The 15744-nt window shown below is 74.2% G+C and carries 10 protein-coding genes and 1 pseudogene; 3 read left to right on the top strand and 8 right to left on the bottom strand.

Going from position 1 to position 15744, the window contains the following annotated elements:
- Nucleotides 1–94: 94 nt before the first annotated feature.
- From cobA to cobC, 3 genes are read right to left on the bottom strand one after another with little or no spacing between them, the layout of a single operon-like run.
- Nucleotides 95–1456 carry a uroporphyrinogen-III C-methyltransferase gene (cobA, locus tag ACN28A_RS06070; RefSeq protein WP_421393209.1) on the bottom strand — a complete coding sequence of 454 codons (1362 nt, stop codon included), beginning with the start codon at nucleotides 1454–1456 and terminating at the stop codon, nucleotides 95–97.
- Entirely contained in the window at nucleotides 1453–2535 is a 1083-nt protein-coding gene (gene cobT / locus ACN28A_RS06075) for a nicotinate-nucleotide--dimethylbenzimidazole phosphoribosyltransferase (RefSeq protein WP_421404184.1), read from the bottom strand. Before cobT ends, cobA begins: the two co-directional genes overlap by 4 nt.
- On the bottom strand, nucleotides 2535–3695 hold the full coding sequence (gene cobC, locus ACN28A_RS06080; RefSeq protein WP_421393211.1) for an Rv2231c family pyridoxal phosphate-dependent protein CobC: 1161 nt from the start codon (nucleotides 3693–3695) through the stop codon (nucleotides 2535–2537). The genes cobT and cobC overlap by 1 nt, the downstream gene beginning before the upstream one ends.
- Nucleotides 3696–3839: 144 nt before the next feature.
- On the opposite strand from cobC, the gene ACN28A_RS06085 reads away from it, so the two are divergent.
- Nucleotides 3840–6005, top strand: a complete 2166-nt coding sequence (locus ACN28A_RS06085) for a transglycosylase domain-containing protein (RefSeq protein WP_421393213.1) — start codon at nucleotides 3840–3842, stop codon at nucleotides 6003–6005.
- Between the two features lie 48 nt (nucleotides 6006–6053).
- Here ACN28A_RS06085 and ACN28A_RS06090 read toward each other — a convergent pair whose 3' ends face one another.
- Nucleotides 6054–6635, bottom strand: a complete 582-nt coding sequence (locus ACN28A_RS06090; RefSeq protein ID WP_421393214.1) for a GNAT family N-acetyltransferase — start codon at nucleotides 6633–6635, stop codon at nucleotides 6054–6056.
- Nucleotides 6636–6672: 37 nt separating this feature from the next.
- On the bottom strand, nucleotides 6673–8826 hold the full coding sequence (locus ACN28A_RS06095) for a cobyrinate a,c-diamide synthase (RefSeq protein WP_421393215.1): 2154 nt from the start codon (nucleotides 8824–8826) through the stop codon (nucleotides 6673–6675).
- A 197-nt stretch (nucleotides 8827–9023) separates the two neighbouring features.
- Between ACN28A_RS06095 and ACN28A_RS06100 the strand changes: the two are divergent.
- Nucleotides 9024–9773, top strand: a pseudogene (locus ACN28A_RS06100) (SURF1 family protein); the annotation flags it as partial.
- A 315-nt stretch (nucleotides 9774–10088) separates the two neighbouring features.
- Here the strand turns inward: ACN28A_RS06100 and ACN28A_RS06105 are convergent.
- Both ACN28A_RS06105 and ACN28A_RS06110 read right to left on the bottom strand, forming a co-directional pair.
- A complete protein-coding gene (locus ACN28A_RS06105) occupies nucleotides 10089–11858 on the bottom strand; it encodes an ATP-dependent DNA ligase (RefSeq protein WP_421393216.1) in 1770 nt (589 codons plus the stop codon).
- A 79-nt stretch (nucleotides 11859–11937) separates the two neighbouring features.
- The gene (locus ACN28A_RS06110) at nucleotides 11938–12144 is read right to left on the bottom strand and encodes a hypothetical protein (RefSeq protein ID WP_278063781.1); all 207 of its coding nucleotides are present in this window, start codon (nucleotides 12142–12144) and stop codon (nucleotides 11938–11940) included.
- Nucleotides 12145–12332: 188 nt separating this feature from the next.
- On the opposite strand from ACN28A_RS06110, the gene ACN28A_RS06115 reads away from it, so the two are divergent.
- Nucleotides 12333–14081 carry a hypothetical protein gene (locus ACN28A_RS06115; RefSeq protein ID WP_421393218.1) on the top strand — a complete coding sequence of 583 codons (1749 nt, stop codon included), beginning with the start codon at nucleotides 12333–12335 and terminating at the stop codon, nucleotides 14079–14081.
- Nucleotides 14082–14312: 231 nt separating this feature from the next.
- On the opposite strand, the gene ACN28A_RS06120 is transcribed toward ACN28A_RS06115, so the two are convergent.
- Nucleotides 14313–15677 (bottom strand): dipeptidase, encoded by a 1365-nt coding sequence (locus tag ACN28A_RS06120; RefSeq protein ID WP_421393220.1) that lies wholly within the window; start codon nucleotides 15675–15677, stop codon nucleotides 14313–14315.
- Between the last annotated feature and the right edge of the window lie 67 nt (nucleotides 15678–15744).

The following is a 15744-nucleotide window of genomic DNA, read 5'->3' on the forward strand; positions in this document are numbered from 1 at the left end:
CGCCCCGCCCCGCCGGGGAAGGTCGCCCTACTACCCGGAAAGAGTGGCCCCAGCCCATCGCTGAGGCCACTCTTTCCGGTATCCAGCGCGCACTTCACCCCTGGCCGGCGGGATGGGTCGGAAGCTCGGCGAGGGTGGTCACCACGTCGCCGAAGACCACCACTGCCGGAGGGCGGAAGTTGGCCGCCCTGGTCTCCGCCGCGACGGCCTCCAGGGTCGACCGGAGCAGCCGCTGGCCGTCGGTCGTACCCTCCTGGACCACCGCCACCGGGGTCTGCGGTGCCCGGCCGTGCGCCCGGAGCGCGGCGGTGATCGCCGGCAGGTTGTTCAGCCCCATCAGGACCACCAGGGTGCCGCGCAGCCGGGCCAGCGCCGACCAGTCGACGAGCGAGTCGGGATGCTCCGGCGGCAGGTGCCCGGAGACCACCGTGAACTCGTGCGCCACCCCCCGGTGCGTCACCGGGATACCCGCCGCCGCGGCGGCCGCGACCGAACTGGTCACCCCGGAGACCACGGTCACCGGGACACCGGCCGCCGCACAGGCAAGCGCCTCCTCGCCACCCCGACCGAAGACGTACGGGTCGCCGCCCTTGAGGCGTACCACCCGGGCGCCGGCCAGGGCCCGGTCCACGAGTACCCGGTTGATCTCCTCCTGGGCGGCGGCCGGACCGTGCGGGATCTTCGTGGCGTCCACCAGCTCGACCTCGGGACGCAGCTCGTCGAGGAGCAGGCCGGGAACCAGCCGGTCGGCGACCACCACGTCGGCCTCGGCGAGCAGCCGCCGACCGCGTACCGTGATCAGCTCGGGGTCGCCGGGACCCGCGCCGACCAGCGCGACCCGGCCGACCGGACGCGCCGGCTGTCCGTCTGCCGCAGCCTTGCCGGCCGGGATTTTGCCGGCCGGGACCTCTTGCGCCGGGACCGGAGTTTCGCCGTGCGGGGAGTCGGTGGTGTCAGCGGGCAGGGGTCGACCAGAGGTGCTGCCGGCGCTCGGCACGGTGGCGAGGGTGCCGGTGATCAACTGCTCCCGGATGGCGTCCCGGACCGCCATCGCCAGGCGCGGGTCACCGCCACCGAGCACGGCGACGGTGAGCGGGCCGTACCGGGTCACCGCCGGGGTCCAGGCGGACGCGGCGTCCCGGTCGTCGGCGCGTACGCAGAAGATCTGCCGCGCCGACGCGGCGGTGCTGACCGCCTCGGCGGCGGCCGGGTCGTCCACCGCCACCTGGACCAGCCAGGCACCCTCCAGATCGGCTGGCGCGAACTGCCGGGCGACCCACTCCACCCGGCCCGCGTCGACGTGCGCCCGCAGCGCCGGGGTCAGCTCGGGGGCGACCACCACCACCCGGGCCTCCGCGTCCAGCAACGCCGGCACCCGCCGGGTCGCCACCGCCCCACCACCGACCACCAGCACACGCCGGCCGGCGAGCCGCAGCGCCAGCGGATACATGATCATTTCTCCGACACTCCCGCCGCGTCGAAGGTGGCCACCTCGTGCAGTACCCGCACCGCACCGGCGACCACCGGATAGCCGAGCAGGGCGCCGGTGCCCTCGCCGAGCCGTAGGCCCAGGTCGATTATCGGCAGCAGACCCAGCCGGTCCAAACCGGCGGTCGCACCCGGTTCGGCCGAACGGTGCCCGGCGACCATCGCGCCGACCGCGTCCGGGGCGAAGGCGGCCGCCGCGAGCGCGGCGGCGACCGCGTTCACCCCGTCCAGCAGCACCGGAACCCGCCGCGCGGCGCCGCCGAGGACGAAGCCGGCCAGCGCGGCGTGTTCCAGCCCGCCGAACGCGGCAAGCACGCCGAGCGGGTCGGCCGGATCGGGTACGTGCCGGGCCAGCGCCGCCCGGACCACGGCGACCTTGCGGGCGTACGTGACGTCGTCGATCCCGGTACCCCGTCCGGTGGCCTCGGCCGGGTCGATCCCGGTGAAGACGGCGATCAGCGCGGCCGCGGCCGTGGTGTTGGCGATCCCCATGTCACCGGTGACCAGGATGCCGGCGCCGGAGTCGAGCAGTTCGTCTGCCGTCCGGATGCCGGTCTCGACCGCCTCGCGCGCCTCCTCCCGGGTCAGGGCGGGCCGGGCCGTCATGTCCCGGGTGCCGGCCCGGACCTTCGCGTCGACGAGCCGGGGAGCCGCGCGCGCCGAACGCTGCGCCGGCACCCTGGCCTGGGTCAGCGGGGTGGCCACCCCGACGTCCACCACGGTCACCGTGGCACCGGTCTGCCGGGCGAACGCGTTCACCACCGCACCGCCGGACAGGAAGTTGCCCACCATCTGCGCGGTGACCTCCTGCGGCCACGGGGTCACCCCCTGGGCGTGCACCCCGTGGTCGGCGGCGAAGATCGCCACGGCGGCAGGCTCCGGCAGCGGCGGCGGACAGACGCCGGCCAGCCCGGCGAGGCGTACCGAGAGTTCCTCAAGGGCGCCGAGTGAACCGGCCGGCTTGGTCAACCTGGTGTGCAGGTCGTGCGCCGCGGCCATGGCACCCTCGTCGAGGGGACCGATATCGGCGAGGGTGGCATCCAACATCATTCCTCCAGGATCCCGGCCAGCGCGGCCACGAACAGGTCGGTGGTGGCAGTGTCCCGTACCGCGAGGCGCAGCCAGTCGGGGCCCAGACCGGGGAAGGTGTCACCCCGGCGTACCGCGAAACCCCGGTCGCGCAGGGCCAGCCGTACCCGCGCCGCGCCGGGCAGGTGCACCAGGACGAACGCGCTGGCCGGGGTGCCGGCGACGCGTACCCGGGACAGTTCGCCCAGCCGGCGTACCAGGTACGCCCGCTCGACGGCGAGCCGGGCGGCGATCCGGCGTTCCTCCCGCATGGCGGCGGGCGTGGCGCAGGCCGCCGCGGCGGCGAGCGCGGGGGTCGAGACCGCCCAGAGCGGTTGCACCGCCGCCAGTCGCCGGACCAGCCCGGCCGGGGCGAGCAGGTAGCCGATCCGGAGTCCGGCCAGTCCCCAGGTCTTGGTGAGGCTGCGCACCACGACCAACCCCGGGAGGTCGCGCCGGCTCGCCAGGGACTCGGGTTCGCTGGTGCCCCGGCTCGCCGGGGAGTCTGGTGCGGCATCGTCGCCGACCGCGCCTGCCGCGGCGGTACCGGTTTCGGGGCCGAGGGTGGAGTCCGCGAATGCCTCGTCGACCACCAGTACCCGGCCGGGGCGGGCCAGGCTGGCGAGTACGTCCGCCGGATGCAGTACCGAGGTGGGGTTGGTCGGGTTGCCGACGAAGACCAGGTCGGCGTCGGCCGGTACCAGCTCGGGGTCCAGCCGGAAGCCGGTCCCGGCCGGCAGCAGCACCCGCTCGACCCGGTGTCCGGCCGCCCGCAGCGCCGCCTCCGGTTCGGTGAACTGGGGGTGTACGACCACCGGCCGGCGCGCTTCCCGGAACGCCTGGGCGAGCAGTACGAAACCCTCCGCCGCTCCGGCGGTCAGCAGTACCTCGTCGGCCGGGCGGCGGTGCCGGGCGGCGACGGCGGCCCGGGCCGGGCCGGGGTCGGGGTAGGCGGTAAGCGTCTCCATCGAGGTGAGGATCGACTCCCGCAGCCAGGGCGGCATCGGTTGCCGCTGGACGTTGACCGCGAGATCCACCAGGCCGGGGGCCAGCTCGACGTCGCCATGGTGACCGAGATCTGGCCCCCGGTGGTCGGGAGCGGGCCCGAGGGGTGGGGGTGCGGGCGCGGGCCGGGGCATGGGGATGATCCTGCCGGGCGGGCGGCCGTGCCGGCCAGCGGGTGGCACGGACGGATCGGAGGTGGTCGAACCGGCCGCTCCCGTGGAGCCACAAAATCGCGAATCTTTATCAGGTTTTACTTGGATTTATCCTAGCTTGGAGAGGTGACCAACCCCACCACCCGCGCTGCCTCCGGTCGTCTCGTACCCCTGTTCCGGGCTGGCGTCATCTCCGGCGTGGTCGTCGCGGCGGCGCTCTTCCCGTTCGTCGCGGTCGGCGGGCTCGCCGCCAAGGCCGGTGCCGACCTGGTGGAGAAGACCCCGGCCGACCTGCTCAACTCGGCTCCCGCGCAGACCAGCTACGTCTACGCCGCGGACGGGACGACCCTGATTACCACCTTCTACGAGGAGCACCGCCGGTACGTGCCGCTCTCGCAGATGTCGCCGTACGTCCAGCAGGCGATCGTCGCCTCCGAGGACTCCCGGTTCTACGAACACAACGGGGTCGACCCCAAGGGCGTACTCCGGGCCTTCGTCGCCAACCAGCAGGCCGGCGGGGTGTCCCAGGGCGCTTCCACGCTGACCATGCAGTACGTCCGGATGGCCCTGCGGGACAGCGCGAAGACCCCGATGGAGGCACGCGAGGCCACCGAGCAGACGCCGATCCGCAAGCTCCGTGAGATGCGCCTGGCCCTGGATCTGGAGAAGGAGACGACGAAGGCGCAGATCCTGGAGCGCTACCTCAACTCGGCCTACTTCGGGCACCGGGCGTACGGCATCTACTCGGCATCGGAGATCTTCTTCTCGAAGCTGCCGAAGGACCTCACCCCGGTCGAGGCGGCCACCCTCGCCGGGCTGGTCAAGGCGCCGACCGCGTACGACCCGGCCAGCTCGGACCGGAAGGCCGCCACCGACCGGCGCAACTACGTACTCGACCGGATGCAGGCGATGGGGTACCTCTCCGCACAGGCCACGGCGGCAGCGAAGGCCGAGCCGATCCAGTTGCGCCTGAGCAACCCGCCGAACGACTGCATGTCGGTTCCGGGCGAGCGCAACAGCTGGGGCTTCTTCTGCGACTACCTGAAGGCGTGGTGGGCCAGCCAGCCCGCCTTCGGCAGCAACTCGCTGGAGCGCCTCGACAAGCTGCGCCGGGGCGGCTACACCATCGTGACCAGCCTGGACCCGAGAATGCAGGAGATCGCCGACGCGCAGGTGCAGGGCGCGGAGGCGATCGGCAGCCCCTACGGGCACGGCCTGGTCGCCGTCGAACCCGGCACCGGCTACGTCAGGTCGATGGCGGTGAACCGGACATACTCGCTGGACCAGAGCGAGAACGGTCCGCACTCCGACCCGAGCAGGCGCAGCCGGACCAAGGGCAACTATCCGAACACCGTGGTACCACTGCTCGGCGGCGGGGACCTCCCCGGCTACCAGGCGGGATCGACGTTCAAGATGTTCACCATGCTCGCCGCACTCGACGCCGGGCTCCCGCTGAGTACGTCGTTCAACTCGCCGCACCGGTTCGTCTCGATCTATCCGGACGGCAGCGGCGGCCCGACCGACTGCGGCGGATACTGGTGCCCGTCGAACGCCAGCGGCGCGATGAGCGGCACCCAGACCATGTGGTCCGGCTTCGGCAAGTCGGTGAACACGTACTTCGTGTGGCTGGAGCAGAAGGTCGGCGCCGAGAACGTGGTCCGGCTGGCGGAACGGCTGGGGTTGCAGTGGCGTACCGACATCGACAAGCGGCAGGCGTCACCGAGCCAGGCGAACAAGTGGGGTTCGTTCACCCTCGGGGTCTCCGACGTGACCCCGCTGGAGATGGCCAACGCGTACGCCACGGTCGCCGCCGAGGGACGGTTCTGCGAGGCCCTGCCGGTCAGCTCGATCGTGGCGGCGGACGGCAGGCCGGCGACGTACCGGACCGGTACCGGGATGGACATCGAGATCGCGCTGCCCCGGTGCAGCCAGCAGGTGAGCGCCGACGCGGCGCGGGCCGCCACCGACGCCGCCCGTTGCCCGACCGGGGACACCCCGGCCCGGGGCTCCTGCGGCGGCTGGTCCACCGCCGACCGGGTCCGGGGAATCGTCGGTCGACCGGTGGCCGGCAAGACGGGTACCACCGACAGCGACCGGGCCGCCTGGTTCGCCGGGTTCACCCCGGAGCTGGCCGCCGCGAGCTTCCTCTCCGATCCGGACAGCCCGATGAACCCGGTCGGTTCCGGCCCGGCGAACAAGCCGATCGACACGGTCGCCGGATTCCTCAAAGAGGCCCTGAAGGACCAGCCGGTACGCCAGTTCAACCCACCCTCGGACGAGATCGTGGGCTGAGCCGGGGAGCCCCGGGCGGGTCAGGCCGGGCGGGTCAGGCCGGGCGGGTCAGTGACCGGGTGCGTGCAGGTCGGCGGCGACCAGGGACCAGACCTCAAGGTCGACCCGGCCGCTGTGCACGTACCCGGCGTTGCGCAGCAGCCCCTCGTAGGTGAAGCCGGCCTTCTCGGCGACCCGTCTGGACGCCGTGTTGCCGGGCGCCACCCGCAGTTCCAGACGCTGGAAGCCGTGCTCCAGGATCAACGCGACGGCTATCGCGTCGACCGCCTCGGCCGCCATGCCGAACCCGCGCGCCTCCGGCGCGATCGCGTACGACACCTCGGTGACCCGACCTCCCCAGTCGGTACGTTTGGTCCAGAGGCAGCCCACCAGCCGCTCGTCCTCACGCCGGATCACGCCGTAGTGGTCGCCGTTCCCGCTGTCCCGCCGTTCCTGGGCCATCTCGGTGCACCAGGACTCCGCGTCGATCTGCCCGAGTTCGCGCTGGAACGGCAGCCAGCGCTGGGTCTGCTTGTCGGCGAAGATCGTCGACACCGCCGCCGCGTCCGACCCGCGCAACGGACGTACGTGCACCCGCGGGGTCGACACGGTCAGGGTCGGAAAGCGGCGTACCGCCACCTCTCCGCTCATGCCGCCGACTCACCCCCGGCTCCGCTGGTCGACCGGATCACTCCACCGGCCCACCGGCCGGGCTGGTCGGCGCGGCATCCGCCACCCGCTCGACCCTCGCCACCCGGTCGGCTCCGACCGGACCAGCGGCTGCGGCCGAACCAGCGGCTCCGACCGGGCCAGCGGCTGCGGCGACCTGCGCGGCGGGTTCGGTCTCCGCCCGGACCGCCGGGGAGGTCGCGCCTGCCCCACCCGGTCCGTCCACTGCCCGGACCGGCCTTTCGGCGGCGCCCCCGGGCGCCACCTGCTCGTCGGCGGGTACCAGCCTGGGACGTGGCGCGGAACCCGCTCCGGAAGTCCCGGCCGGCCTCGGTCCGGGCTGCGACGCCGGCCCTGTGCCGGGCAGTCCGGCCGGCTTCGGTCCGGGCTGCGACGCCGGCCCTGTGCCGGGCATGCCGGCCGCTGGCCTCGGCGCACCGGCGGGCGGGCGGCTGGCTGCACCGGGCGGTGCCGCACCGTTCGGCACCGAGGGTGCACCGGCTTGGACAGCCGGCCGGTGGCCAGCGGGCGGGCCGGCAGCCACGGCCGGAGCAGCCGGCGGTACGGACGCCGGACCGGCCGGTGACACCGAGGCCGGCGGGACCGGAGCGACCGGTGCCCCGGAGACTGGCGCCGCCGAGCCGCCGGGTGGTCCGGACGCCGGGCCAGCAGGCGCCCCGGACGTCGGGACAGCAGGCGCCCCGGACGTCGGGGTGGCGGGTGGTCCGGACGTCGGGGTGGCGGGTGGTCCGGACGTCGGGCCGGCGGGTGCTCCGGACGTCGGTGTGGCGAGTGCGGGCGTGCTGGCAGCCGCCGCGGCGGCGACGAGACGGCTGGCGATCACCGGGCTGCTCGCCCAGTGCAGCGTCAACTGGGATGCGTGCACCCGGCGCCAGACGAACCCCTCCGACGGGCCACCGCCCCAGCTCCATGCCGGGGTCTGTCCGGCCCGGGGCGTCAGCACGCCACGGTGCTGCTTGTAGCCGACCAGCCGGGCACCGAGCCGGGCCACCGGAGTGTCCGCCTGCGCCGTCGCCTCGCGGTAACCGACCACGATCCGGTCCAGGCTCGTCCCGGCGGCGTCCAGTACGCCGCACATCGGGTGCCCGTCGAACTCCCGGGCCAGCCAGAGCAGGCCGGCGCCCTCGGCGATCACGGGTCGGCCGGTACGGGCCAGTTCGGCGACCGCTATGCAGAGCCGCCGGTTCGCCGACAACTCCTCGGCGTACGTCTCCGGCAGCGCACCGCCGATCACCAGCGCACCGGCCTCGGCCGGCAGGGTCTCGTCGCGGAGCGGGTCGAAGGTGACCACCTCGGCACCGGCCGCGGCGAGCAGCTCGGCGGTCTCGGCGTACGAGTACGACAGGGCCGGGCCGCCGGCCAGTGCCACCACCGTGCTCTTGGCCGGTGTCTCGTCGACCGGTCCGAGTTCGGCGAGCGCCTCCGCGGCCGACCAGGCGGTCACCGGCACCCGGGGTGCCGAGCGGGCCAGCGCCATCAGCCGGTCGAGGTCGACGGCTCCGGCGATCGCCTCGCCGAGCCGGCGCACCCCACGGTACGCCTCGGCGCCGCGCTGCATCACCGGCACGACGCCGTGCTGCCGGGACGGCAGGGCGGCGGGCAGGTCCCGTCGACGCAGCGCGCCGAAGACGGGTACGCCGATGTCGTCGAGCGCGTCCCGGAGCAGTTGCTCGTGCCGGTCCGAGGCGACCCGGTTCAGGATCACGCCGCCGAGCCAGAGCATCTCGTCGTACGCCCGGAAGCCGTGCGCCAGCGCGGCGACCGACTGGCCCATCGAGCCCACGTCGACGACCAGCACCACCGGGGCCCGCAGGGTGGTGGCGATGGCGGCGGTGGAGTCGACCTCCGGCCGGCCGGCCAGGCTGTCGAAGAGTCCCATGGTGCCCTCCACCACCGCGATCTCGGCGTCGCCGGAGCCGTGTGCGAAGAGCGGGGCGATCCGCTGCGAGCCGACCAGCCGGGGGTCGAGGTTGCGGCCGGGGCGGCCGGCGGCGAGTCCGAGGTATGCGGCGTCGGTGTGGTCGGGGCCGACCTTGAACCCGGCGGCGTCCAGCCCACGGGCGGCGAGCGCGGCGAGCAGGCCGACCGCGATGGCGGTCTTGCCGTGTCCGGACGACGGTGCGCTCACCACTACGCGCGGCGCGGCGATCATGTCGGCTCCTCGGGGCGGTCACCGGCCCGGCCGGGCGGTGCGGCGGTTCTGGTACGGACGGGGGTGGTGCGAGGGACGGACCGGCCCGACCCGTCGATCGAACCGACGCGCGTGAGGATACCCGGCACCGGCCGCCGAGCCGGCCCGCCGAGCCGGCCGCCCGGGAAACCGCCGGAACCGCCCGGTAACCTCGTGTTGTGTACCGGTTCCTGCTCACGCCCCGCTGGCTGGGCATCCTCGCGCTGACCCTGGCCGCGGCCACCGTGATGGTGCTGCTGGGCAACTGGCAGTTGAGTCGCTACCAGGAGCGGGCCGCGATCAACCAGCGGATCGACGAGACCGCGAAGCTGGCGCCGGTGCCGGTCGAGGAGGTGCTGCCCCGGCCGGACGGCCCGGCCGGCACCGCCGGGCAGCCGCCGCCGGCCGGCGCGGCCTGGACCCGGGTCAGCGTGACCGGGCGGTACGACAGCGCGAACGTGATCCTGGTCCGCAGCCGTACCGTGCAGAGCAGGGTCGGTTTCGAGGTGCTCACCCCGTTGCGGCTGGCCGACGGCAGCGCCGTACTCGTGGACCGGGGTTGGATTCCGCCGGCCCCGGGCGGTGCGGCGATCACCCGGCCCGAGATCCCCGCCGTTCCCTCCGGGGAGGTGACGGTGGTGGGCCGGGTGCACCTGTCGGAGAGCAAGCCGGACGCGGTGCTCCGGCGGGACGGCCGGATCGAGACCCGGCGAATCGCCGTACCGGCGCTGGCCGGCGAACTGCCGTACCCGGTCTACTCCGCCTACCTGCTGCTGGACGAGCAGACCCCGGCAGCCGACCCGGCCTTCTCCGCGATACCGATCCGGCACGAGAACGACTGGCAGAACGGCGGCTACGTCGTCCAGTGGTGGTTGTTCGCGCTGCTGGCGCTGGTCGGGTTCGGCTGGGCGGCCCGCCGGGAGGCGCGCGGCGACCTGAAGGACACCCACGCGAGCCGGGACCGGGCCGGACAGGGCCAGGCCGGACAGGAGGGCCGGGCCGGACAGGAGGGCCGGGCCGGACAGGAGGGCCGGGCCGGACAGGAGGGCCGGGCCGGACAGGAGGGCCGGGCCGGACAGGAGGGCCGGGCCGGACAGGAGGGCCGGGCCGGACAGGAGGGCCGGGCCGATCTGCCGGCCGGGGCAGCGCCGAACTCCTGACCCGTCGGTGCCGGCCCGACTCGGCGGAGGTGCCGGTCGGGACTCGCGCGCTCCATGCTGAGGCGGAGGCGGTCGAGCGGCCGCTCAGTCGGGGCGCCGGCCGGCGTGGATGGCTCGTACCGTGTCGATGGTGTCCGCCTCCGCCGCGCTCTTGTCGTCGCGGTAGCGCAGCACCCGGGCGAAGCGCAGCGCCACGCCGCCCGGATAGCGCGGACTGCTCTGCACGCCGTCGAAGGCGATCTCCACGACCTGCTCGGGGCGTACCCTGACCACCCAGTCGCCGCGCTCCACCGCCAACTCCTGGAACCGCTCGGTCTGCCAGCGCAGCAACTCGTCGGTCAGCCCCTTGAAGGTCTTGCCGAGCATCACGAAGCCACCGGTATCCGGATCGCGGGCACCGAGGTGCAGGTTCGACAGCCAGCCCTTGCGCCGGCCGCTGCCCCACTCGACGGCGAGCACGACGAGGTCGAGGGTGTGCCTCGGCTTGACCTTGACCCAGGCGGCACCCCGCCGACCCGCGTCGTACGCCGCCTCCGGCGCCTTGACCACGATCCCCTCGTGTCCCGCGTCGACCGCCGCGGCGAACGCCGCCGACGCCTGCTCGACCGTGTCGACGGTGATCCGCTCGACGAGTTGGGCCGGTGCCACCGTGCGGGCCAGCGCGGCCCAGCGCTCGTGTCCGGGCGCGTCGAGCAGGTCGACACCGTCCAGGTGCAGGATGTCGAAGAAGTATGGCGTCAGCACCACTCCGCCGCTGGTGCTCGCCGCCGCGACCACCGATGGTGAGACGGCCGTCGGGCGCTCCGGCCCGGGGATCTCGGCCGGCGCCACACCTGAACTGCCGATCCGGGGCACCTCCGAGATGTCGACCGGTCCCACCGACCGCACCGAACCGGCGGTCGACGCGTCGACCGGCGCCGCGCCGAAGCTCCGGGAGCCGCCCTCGGCGGCGCCGTCGGGGTCCCGGCCCTGGCCGGTCCCGTCGCGGACGGCCCGCCGGGCTCCCCTGGTGGCCGCCCGGCTGGCGGTCTCCTGGAACGGTCGTGGCCGGCCGGCGGCGTCCAGGGCGATCGCCTCGCCGTCCAGCACCAGCTCGCGGGCGGGCAGCGAACGGACCGCCGCCACCACCTCGGGAACCCGCGAGGTGATCTCGTCCAGGCTGCGGGTGAAGACGGCGATGTCGTCACCGGAGCGGTGCACCTGGATCCGGATGCCGTCCAGTTTCACGTCGACCACCGCCGGCAGCCCGACGGCGTCCAGCGCCTCCTCGACCGAGGCCGCGCTCTGCGCCAGCATCGGCGCGAGCGGGCGGCCGACCTGCAACGCGAACCCGGTCAGCGCGGCCGTGCCGCCGGTGAGCGCCGCCGCCGCGACCGTCTTCAGGTCGCCGGCGAGCAACACGGCCCGGCGGACCGTCGGCAGCGGCACCTCGGCCGCCCGGGCGACCGCCTCGGCCAGCAGGCCGGCCTGGGCACCCTGCCGCAGCTCGCCGCTGAACAGGCCGAGCAGCAGCCGCCGCTCCGCCGTCGTGGCGGCGCCGAAGAGGGCCGCCAACAGCTCCCGGCGGCGCTGCTGCGAGCCCGGCCCGCGCACCTCGGCCAGCTCCGCTATCGCCGCGTCGACCCCGGCCACCGTCAGGGTCGGCTCTTCGGCCGCCGGGGGCAGCTCGCGGAGGCTGGCATAACCGACCCCGGTCTGCCGCTGGCGCAGCTCACCGGCGAGATAGCCGGAGCCGGCGACCAGCTCCTCCGGTGCGAGGTTGCGCAGCGCCTCGGCGAGCAGCTCGACCTTGGCCCGCCGCCCGGAGGTGGCGGCGACGGCGGTGGAGGTGGCTGCCAGGTCAACGAAGCGCACGAGTCCATCCTGGCAGCCGCCACCGACATCTTTCCGGCCGGGCCGGCCTCCGTCCCCCGGCTGAGCTGGGCGGGAACGCTCAGACCGGGGCAGGTTCCTCGATCCGCAGGCCGCGGGCACGCACTCCGTCGGCCACCCGGGCGAGAGCGGCGTCGAGCGCACAGAGAACTGTGGAAAGCTCGCCGAGCTGGTCCCGGAGCGCATCCTCGGACCACGCGGAGACGTCGACGTCCCGCAGCGCACTGACCGCGGCGTCGAGCCGCGCGATGGCCTCGTTCGTACTCATGTTCTAAATCCTACCGTCTCGACGATCCCGGCGGGCGCTTTCTCCGCTTTCTCCCCGCGAACCTCCGATCGTGTCACCGGTGGGCTATCTTTCGAACTACGGTCATCGGTCCTGTGTACACACTTCCCCCTCAGCCAGGCGCGGTCCGTCCCCGGACCCGGGCTCCGGCGCCGACCCTCCGGAGAGTCATGACTAACGCCAACCTCCGCCCCGGCGGGCGGCCCGGTGCGGCTGCCGCCGCCGTGCTGATCGCAGCGCTCGCGCTGACCGCCGCGCCCAGCCCCGCGCAGGCCGCCGCCCAGCCGCGGTTGCAGGTCACAGGTGCTGCCGAGGCGACGATCGACGCCACCGGCACCGCCATCGGCTTCCACCTCGGCAACACCGGGGACGCACCGGCGAGCGGGCTCGACGCGGTCTACGACGCCAGCTCCACCACCGGCGACGTCGTCCTCACCGTTCCGGCCGGCAGCGGCCAGGACTGCCAGCTGACCGGGAAGACGGTCCGGTGCGCGCACGGCGACCTGGCGCCGGGGCAGGAGACGATGGTCCAGCCGATCATGCTGCGCAGTGCCCCCGGCGCCCCGCCGGGCCCGGCGGGAAGCGTCCGGGTCAGTGTCTCGGCCCGGGGCCCCGACGACAGCCCGGTCTCCGCGACGTACGAGCTGCCGGTGCGCATCCAGGCCACCGGTCCGGGCCTGACGGCCGAGGTCGACGACCTGGGTTCCGCGCAGCAGCGGGTGGGCGGCGGCGACCGCCGTCCGCTGCACGCCAGCGTGTTCAACGCCGGGGACAGCACCGTGCCCGGTTTCCGGTTGACGATCACCCTTCCGCAGGGCGCCACCTTCGCCGAGCGGTACACCGACTGCACCTACGGCGACGACCTCCCCGGCGAGCCGGCGGACGGTTACGTCTACGGTCCGCAGCGGGTGACCTGCCCGATGCAGGTGATCCTGGAACCGGGCAACGGCGTCGGCTTCTCCGACCCGGTCTCCGGCGACGCGGCGTTCACCGTCGTATTCGGCAAGAACCTGGCGGGTCCCGCCGAGGAGATCGGCCGGTTCGAGGTCGACGTGCTGGACCAGCCGCTCGCCGAGGCCCGGCGCGGCGCCGGGGCGCCGGACGGCCCGTCGCTGGCCAGGAAGGTCGGGCAACTCCGGGCGGCGGCGGAGTCCCGGGCCGCGGCGGAGTCGCGGGCCGGGGCCGGGCAGCCGGCCCGGAGCAAGCCCCGCGCACCGGAACGGCCGGGCGAGGACGAGCCGACGACCGCACCGCGACGGCCGGGCCAGGACGAGCCGACCAGCACGCCGGACCGGCGGGACGACACCGACGGGCCCGCCCGGCCGGCCGCCGCCGCCGAGTCCCACGTCGCCGAGTTCGCCGTCTGGACCAAATCCAACAGCCACGATCTGGAGGTACGCGCAACGGCGGTGACCGGCTCCGTCGGTGACACCGTTGAGGTGCCGTACACCGTCACCAACCACGGACCGTCGGACGGCGCCGCCGGCTGGCGGATCGTCGCGCCGAGCGGCACCGTGCTGCTGCCCAGCCAGTGGTGCGCGTTCCAGGACGAGCAGGGTGCGGCGGTCGCCGAACTGACCGAGGTCGACTGCCGTACCGATGACAGGTGGCCGGCGACCACCTCCGGGGCCGGTGTGGTCTCGACAGTCGTCCGGGTGAAGATCAAGTCTGCGACCGTCACCAGCGGCACCATCACGGTCCGCGGCCTCGGCCCGTCGACGGAGAGCGGTCCGAGGAGCAACACGACCCAGATCCTGGTCAACGAGCCGGGCGGTGGCGGCGCGGACGACGGGCTGCCGATCACCGGGGCACGGACCGGCCCGATCGCCGCGGTCGGTGCCGGCGCCCTGCTGCTCGGCGTGGTACTGCTGCTGTTCGGCCGGCGCCGCCGGCCGGCCGCGCCCCCGCCCGCCGGGTAACCACCGACCGCACCGCTCCCGGGAGCCGCTCGCCGACCCCGGGAGCCGTCGCCGGGTCGTCCGGTCAGTCACCGCCGCTGGGAGCCGGTCGGCGGGTCGTCCAGTCGGTCGCCGCTCCCGGGAGCCGGTCGGCGGGGGTGGTCGGGTCAGCCGGCGGTGGTGGTCGGGTCAGCCGGTGGTGGTGGTCGGGTCAGCCGGTGGTGGTGGTCGGGTCAGCCGGTGGTGGTCGGTTCAGTCGGCGGTGGCTGTCTCGGCGACCTTTGCCAGCAGCAGCGCCTCGGCGAGGCAGACCCGGGCGAACTCGCCCAGGTGCAGGCTCTCGTTCGGCCCGTGTGCCCGCGCGTACGGGTCCTCGACGCCGGTCACCAGGATCGCCGCCTCCGGGAACATCCGGCGGAACGTCTCGATGAACGGAATCGAACCGCCCACCCCCATGTCCACCGGCTCGACGCCGTCCCAGGCGGTCCGGAAGGCGGCACGGGCCGCCTCGTACATCGGGCCGGAGGCGTCGATCACGCACGGCTCGCCGTCGTGTTCCAGGGTCACCGTGACGCTCGCCCCGTGCGGTACGTGCCGGTTCAGGTGCTCGGTCAGCGCCGCGTACGCCTTCGCCGCCTGGTCGCCCGGGGCCAGCCGGAGGCTCAGCTTCGCCCTGGCCGACGGGACCAGCGCGTTCGGCGCCTCGGCGGTCGACGGTGCGTCCAGCCCGATCACCGAGATCGCCGGCTTGTTCCAGAACCGGTCGGTCAGCCGGCCGGTGCCGATGAACGAGACACCGTCGAGCATCCCGGCCTCGGTACGCAGCCGCTCCTCCGGATAGTCGACAGTGGCACCCGCCGTGCTGACCAGCCCGTCCACCGCCACGTCACCGGACCGGTCGTGCAGGGTGGCGAGCAGCTGGCAGAGCGTGGTCAGCGCGTCCGGTACCGCTCCGCCGAACATGCCGCTGTGCACGGCCTGGGAGAGCGTGCGAACCTCGACGAAACAGTTGACGATGCCGCGCAGCGAGGTGGTGAGCGCCGGTACGCCGATGTCCCAGTTGCCCGAGTCGGCGATCACGATCACGTCGGCGGCGATCTCGTCCCGGTGCTCGACGAGCAGCCGCTCCAGCGAATCGGAGCCGTACTCCTCCTCGCCCTCGACGAAGAGCACCACGCCGACCGGCAGCGCGTCGCCGAAGGCCCGCAGCGCGGCGACGTGGGCGAGTACGCCCGCCTTGTCGTCGGCGGCACCCCGCCCGTAGAGCCGGCCGTCCCGCTCCACCGGCTCGAACGGGTCGCTCTGCCAGAGGCTCAGGTCGCCCACCGGCTGCACGTCGTGGTGCGCGTAGAGCAGTACGGTCGGCGCGCCGGGCGGGGCGGTACGCCGGCCGATCACCGCCGGTTGGCCGCCGGAGCGGACCACCTGGACGTCGAGGGAACAGCCGCGCAGCAGCTCGGCGACCGCCTCGGCGGAACGCTCGACGTGGGAGTGGTCGAAACCCTCGAAGGCGATGCCGGGGATCCGGACCAGCCGCTCCAGGTCGGCCCGTACGCCGGGCATCTCGCGCTCGACCGCGGCACGCAGTTCGGACTCGGTGCGGATAGTCGTGGTCATGCCGAAGATCGTAGGCGGCGCGGGCCCGACGTGATCGTCCGAGTCCCCGAACCCCGCCGGCGCCGGC

This window comes from Plantactinospora sp. WMMB782 (assembly GCF_049179135.1).
In the GTDB taxonomy this organism is placed as follows: domain Bacteria; phylum Actinomycetota; class Actinomycetes; order Mycobacteriales; family Micromonosporaceae; genus Plantactinospora.